The 6000-nt window shown below is 61.0% G+C and carries 3 protein-coding genes and 1 pseudogene; all 4 read left to right on the top strand.

Annotated elements, in window-relative coordinates; translation table 11 throughout:
* Nucleotides 1-603, top strand: a pseudogene (locus QM649_RS13710) (glycosyl hydrolase family 2); the annotation flags it as partial.
* Entirely contained in the window at nt 593-1924 is a 1332-nt protein-coding gene (locus QM649_RS13705) for an APC family permease (protein ID WP_415199612.1), read from the top strand. The pseudogene QM649_RS13710 and the gene QM649_RS13705, both read left to right, overlap by 11 nt.
* 11 nt (nt 1925-1935) lie before the next feature.
* A complete protein-coding gene (locus tag QM649_RS13700) occupies nt 1936-4188 on the top strand; it encodes a beta-glucosidase family protein (protein WP_415199611.1) in 2253 nt (750 codons plus the stop codon).
* A gap of 121 nt (nt 4189-4309) precedes the next feature.
* On the top strand, nt 4310-5992 hold the full coding sequence (locus tag QM649_RS13695; protein WP_415199610.1) for a S10 family peptidase: 1683 nt from the start codon (nt 4310-4312) through the stop codon (nt 5990-5992).
* The last annotated feature ends 8 nt before the right edge of the window (nt 5993-6000 follow it).

The raw sequence follows: 6000 nt of genomic DNA, 5'->3' as shown, positions 1-6000 counted from the left end.
GAGCTGCACGCCGCGATCCGCGTGTATAACCTTGAATGGAAGCAGGTCTACTCCGCCGATCGCACGGTGAGTCTCGGACCTGACAGTGTTCAGCAGCTCTCTGTGCTTCCGGAATCACTCTATAAGGGCGCAGATCGTATCCTCTTTGTCTCACTCACCCTTAGCGATGCGACGGGGAAAGAAGTAAGCCGCAACTTCTACTGGGTTCCTGTCACGCTTACGAGCTTTGACTGGGGTCAGACTGACTATACGCACACGCCCGCCCAGCGCTATGAGGATCTGACCGCACTTACGCACCTACAGACGGCGAAGATCGAGGCTCATGTCGAGCAGGTATCGAACGAGCACACGCTCAAAGTCACTCTGACCAACTCTTCTACGACGCTCGCCTTCCAGGTCCATGCGGATGCACGCACACCTGAAGGGGGCTTGGTCGCGCCTGTCCTCTGGTCTGATAACTGGATTGAGCTTGCGCCGGGCGAATCGACCACGCTCATCGCCGAATTGCCAGAAGCCTCTGAGCCGCACGCCTCAGACCACCCGGTTATTGAAATCTCCGGATGGAACATCTCCCCGGTTAAGGTTGCTGCACATGGCAACTAGCAGCGCGGCGCAGACAGACTCGGGTCATGGCCTGCGCCGCCGGTTGTTGCTGTGGGATCTCATTCTCTACGGCATTATCCTTGTGCAGCCCACCGCGCCGATGCCACCCTTCGGCGTAATCTATGCCACCGCGCGCGGCCATGTTGTTACGGCCATCCTGCTTGCCATGGTGGCGATGCTGTTTACAAGCTTCAGCTATGGCCGCATGGCGCGGGCCTATCCGCAGGGAGGATCGGCTTTTCTCTATGTCGGCAAGGAGCTGCACACGGGACTGGGCTACGTCACTGGCTGGTGCCTGATTCTCGACTATGTACTGAACCCGCTTATTTGCACCATCTGGTGCGCGCGTGCGGCGATGAACTTTCTCCCGCACATCCCCTATCCGCTGATGGCGACGTTCTTTGCCGTGCTCTTCACCGCATTGAACTGCCGCGGCGTGGAAACCTCCGCACGGATCAACCGCGGGATGGCGGTCGCACTGGGACTGGTGATCGTGCTGATTCTCGTCGAGGCTGTTCGCTGGCTGCTACAGCTTCAACACCCCGAGCCCGGCTTCTTTACGCATCCGTTCTACGATCCGCAAACGTGGAACACAGGCGGCTTGCTCCGCGGCACCTCGATCGCAGTGCTTACCTACATCGGCTTCGACGGCATCTCCACGTTGAGCGATGAGGCTGTCCGCCCGCAGCGCGATATTCCGCGCGCCATCGTGCTTACCTGCCTTGTCACCGGCGTTCTGTCGAGCATCGAAGTCTACCTTGCGCAGCTCGTCTGGCCGCGCGGCGCTGCCTTTCCTGACGTCGACACTGCTTATGTCCACGTGGCGCAACGACTCGGAGGCCCGCTCCTCTTTCTTATCGTCAACGGTACGCTGCTGCTCGCGAACATGGGTTCCGGCCTGGCATCCCAGCTCGGCGCAGCGCGGCTCCTCTATGCCATGGGGCAGGATGGCGCATTGCCGCGCCGCTTCTTCGGTGAAGTCTCAAGCCGTGCGCGTGTTCCGCGCAACAACGTTCTTCTGCTTGGAGCGATCGCTCTCATCGGGGCGCTCAGCTTCAGCTATGAACTCGGCACCGAACTGCTGAACTACGGCGCACTGCTTGCATTTATGGGCGTGAATCTTGCTGCCGCTGTGCATGCCATGCGGCATGGTCGAGGCCGCGAGTGGCCGACTGTGCTCTTCGCGCTCGGCGGTCTCGCTACCTGCGGCTTTCTCTGGATCAATCTCGGTCACCTTGCACTCACCGTCGGTACGGTATGGGCCGCGAGCGGGGTTCTGCTTTATTTCGCACGGCACAGCTATACGCATCTTCCCGCATAGGATTCGCACCCATGACGCTTCCCTGCTTTGCCACTGCGCTTCTCGCTGTCGCTTTCGTCCTGCCTGCTGCCGCACAGCAGGCAACGTCCACCATTCCCAAACATCCATGGATGGACACCGCGCTCTCCGCCGACCAGCGCGCAGACCTGCTGCTGCACGCGCTTACGCTCGACGAGAAGATCCAATTGCTACACGGTACCGGCGATCCACACGACGGGCCGCCCGATCCGCTGGCACGCGACAGCAATGGAGGTTCCGGCTATGTGCCGGGCTTCGCAGATAAGGACTTCCCGGGGCTGCAGATCGATGACTCTGCCAGCGGTGTCGCGTATTCGAATGCGATGGGCCGATACTCTACGGCGCTGCCATCAAATATTGCCGCGGCCGCATCCTGGAATACTGCACTTGCTCAGCAATATGGCGCGATGATCGGCGATGAACTGCGCGATCTCGGCTACAACATGACGCTTGGCGGCGGCGTGAACCTTACACGTGAGCCTCGCGATGGCCGCACCTTCGAATATCTGGGCGAAGATCCGTTGCTGGCTGGAACCATGGTGGGTTACACCATTCGTGGTGTGCAGTCGCAGCATGTTCTAGGACACATCAAACATTACGCCGTAAACGACCAGGAGAGCGGCCGGCATGCGGTGTCTTCCGAGATTGGCGAACGAGCCATGCGTGAGACGGACCTGCGTGCCTTTCAGATCGGCATCGAGATTGGCCAGCCCGGCGCGGTGATGTGCGCGTACAACCGCGTCAATGGGCTCTACGCATGTGAGAATCCCTTCCTTCTCAAAACCGTCCTCAAGGGCGAATGGCATTATCCGGGTTTCGTTATCTCCGACTGGCTGGCGACGCATTCGACCGTTGCGGCATCGCATGCCGGACTGGACAACGAAGAGCCAAGCAACGTCTTTTATGGAGAGGCGATGAAGAAGGCTGTCGAGAGCGGGCAGATCTCGCAGGCCGAGCTGGACGATCATGTGCACCGCATACTGCGGTCGATGTTTGCGACCGGCATCGTCGATGATCCGCCGCAGAAGCGCGTGCCTGATGTCTTCCGCCATGCGCAGTTCGCACGCGAGGTAGAGCAGAAGAGCATCGTACTGCTCCGCAACGAGCACGATGTGCTTCCGCTTGATCCGGCTCAGAAACAGACGATCCTCGTCATTGGCCGCAATGCCGATAGGGGCAGCATCTCCGGTGGGGGATCTTCACAGGTGGACCCGCCGGGCGGCAACGCGATCGGCGATATCCCGGACAAAGATCGCAAGGAAGACTGGCAGAAGGCCGTGTGGTTTCCCGATGCTCCGCTTGATGCTGTGCGCCGCGCGGCTCCGCACGCAGATGTCCGCTTCGATGACGGCACCGACCTCGTCCGCGCGGCAGCGGCTGCACGCGATGCGCAAATCGTGCTTGTCTTCGCCTACCAGTGGATGGCCGAAGGCGTCGATCTTCCAACCATGGCGTTGCCGGACAAGCAGGATGCGCTGATCGAGGCGCTCACCGCGGCGAACCCGCACACCGTGGTTGTGCTTGAGACGGGCGGTCCGGTGCTGATGCCCTGGCTTGCCAGGTCTGCTGCGGTTCTCGAGGCCTGGTATGGTGGCACCTCCGGCGCGGACGCAATCGCCGATGTGCTCTTCGGCGCAGTCAACCCCTCGGGGCGGCTGCCTATGACCTTCCCCATGGCCGACGCTGATCTTCCTCATCCGAAGCTGGTCGAGCCGCCGCCTGCTTCCCAGGAAGATTGGAGTGACGAGGCGAAAATGTCACGCAAGCTTCTCGCCGGCCTGCCGTCATACCCTACGCGCTACGACGAGGGCCTTGAGGTCGGCTATCGCTGGTATGACGCACAGCATAAGCCTGTACTCTTTCCCTTTGGTTACGGCCTTTCGTATACGCACTTCGCGTACAGCGATCTCCATGCCGAGCCAGCTTCATCATCATCATCATCCACCCAACTGACCGTTAGCTTCCGGCTGAAGAATGCCGGAGCGCGCACTGGCACGGAGACGGCGCAAGTCTACAGCTCGCTGCCTGCGAATCTCGGAGAGCCGCCGCGCCGCCTTGTTGCCTGGAAGCAGGTCACGCTCGAGCCTGGCGAGGATCAGCTCGTGAGTATCGACATTCCGCAGGATCGGCTTACATATTGGGATGAAGCGAAGAAGGCGTGGCAGCTCGCGCCGGGTAGCTATGTCATCCAGGCAGGCTCGGATTCACGGACGTTGCCACTCGAGCAGAGCATCACGCTGCGTTGACCGGACCCTGCGCGCGGGGCTTGGGCTGGACGGTGAATAGAGACAATGAATTTCCTGCATTGCGGCGCGGGGCTGAGCCGCTATACTCTCGGACATCCTAAAAAATCAGAGGTGTTCCCTGATGTTCACCCCCCGGCATGCCGGTCGCCTGCTCCCTGCGCTCCTCGCTGCAGCTGCCGTTCTCGCTCCCACCTGCCGCATCTACGCGCAGGACACACCCGATGACAAGCCCGCTCCGCACGCGGATCGTCCGCACGCCGCGCCTTCAGCCGACGCTACGACTTTAGACTCGACCACCGAAGGCTCGGTGACGGTCGGCGGTCAGAGTATCGCTTATCGCGCCGTTGCCGGCACCATCACGGTGGGAGGCACCGATCCACAGGACGCCACACTCGGCTTCGACGGCAAACCTCTGCCTGACTCCGGTGTGAAGCTCCCCGATAATCCGAACGATGCGCCGCCCACCGCACGCATGTTTTACGTCGCATACTTCAAGAAGGATGCAGCTGCCGAGCACCGGCCGATTCTGTTCGCCTATAACGGCGGTCCCGGCTCGCCGACGATGTGGCTGCACATGGGTTCCTTCGGGCCGAAGCGCGTCGTGACTCCGGATACGGAGCACAAGGAAGGCGCGCCATACTCGATCGTGTCGAATCCGTATTCGATCCTCGATGTCGCCGATATCGTCTTCATCGATGCGCCGGGGACCGGGCTCTCGCGCACCTTCGGCAAGAACAAGGCTGACGCTTTCTATGGCGTCGACGGCGATGCTCATGCCTTCGAGCGCTTCATCCGCCGCTTTCTCTCGAAGTACGATCGCTGGAACTCGCCAAAATACCTTTTCGGCGAGAGCTACGGCACGCCGCGCTCGGCGGTACTGGCCGCCGACCTGAACTCGGTCGACCTGAATGGCGTCATCCTGCTCTCGCAGATCCTAAGCTTTGACAATTCCGCCGACGGCCCGCAGGAGAATCCAGGCGTCGACCAGCCTTACGCGCTTGCGCTGCCGACGTATGCCGCGACGGCATGGTATTTCCATAAGCTGCCCAGCCAGCCGGGGGCGCTCAAGCCGTTTCTCGATGAAGTGCAGCACTTCGCCCTCACCGACTACATGGCCGCCCTGCTGCAGGGTTCCGAACTGCCTGCCGCGCAGAAGCAGGCTATTGCCGAGAAGCTGCACGGCTACACCGGCCTGCCCACGGACTACATCCTGCGCGCGAACCTCCGCATCAACGGCGGCGAATTCTCAAAGACGCTGAAGCTCGATGAGACCACGACGATCGGCCGCCTGGACACCCGCTACCAGGGCCCCGACATGGATCCACTCAGCCAGAGCACGAGCTACGATCCGCAGTCGGATGCCATCACCTCTGCATGGAATACAGCGATCAACAGCTATCTGCATAACGATCTGAAGTACGCCTTCCAGTCCACCTACCTGATGTCGGCACGGCAGGGCGGCGACTTTTCGTGGAACATGGATCACCGCCTACCCGGGCGCTTCGGCGGCGGGGGCGGCGGATCGCACGAGCAGGGCACGAATGTGATGACCGACCTGGCCTACCGCATGAAATCGAACCCAAAGATGAAGGTCTTTCTCGCAGGCGGCCACTATGACCTGGCGACGCCGTACTTCGAGGGCATCTTCGAGATGCACCACCTGCCCATGCCCGATTCGCTCCAGTCCAACATCAGCTACCACTATTACGAGGCCGGGCACATGATTTACGTGAACGACGAGGTCCTGAAGCAGTTCCACAGCGACGTTGCCGGGTTTATCAAATCCACCGAAAGCGGCCAGTAAGAGGGCCG

The sequence above is a fragment of the Silvibacterium sp. genome, assembly GCF_047605705.1.
GTDB lineage: Bacteria > Acidobacteriota > Terriglobia > Terriglobales > Acidobacteriaceae > Silvibacterium.
This window is presented reverse-complemented; position numbering and strand designations above follow the sequence as displayed.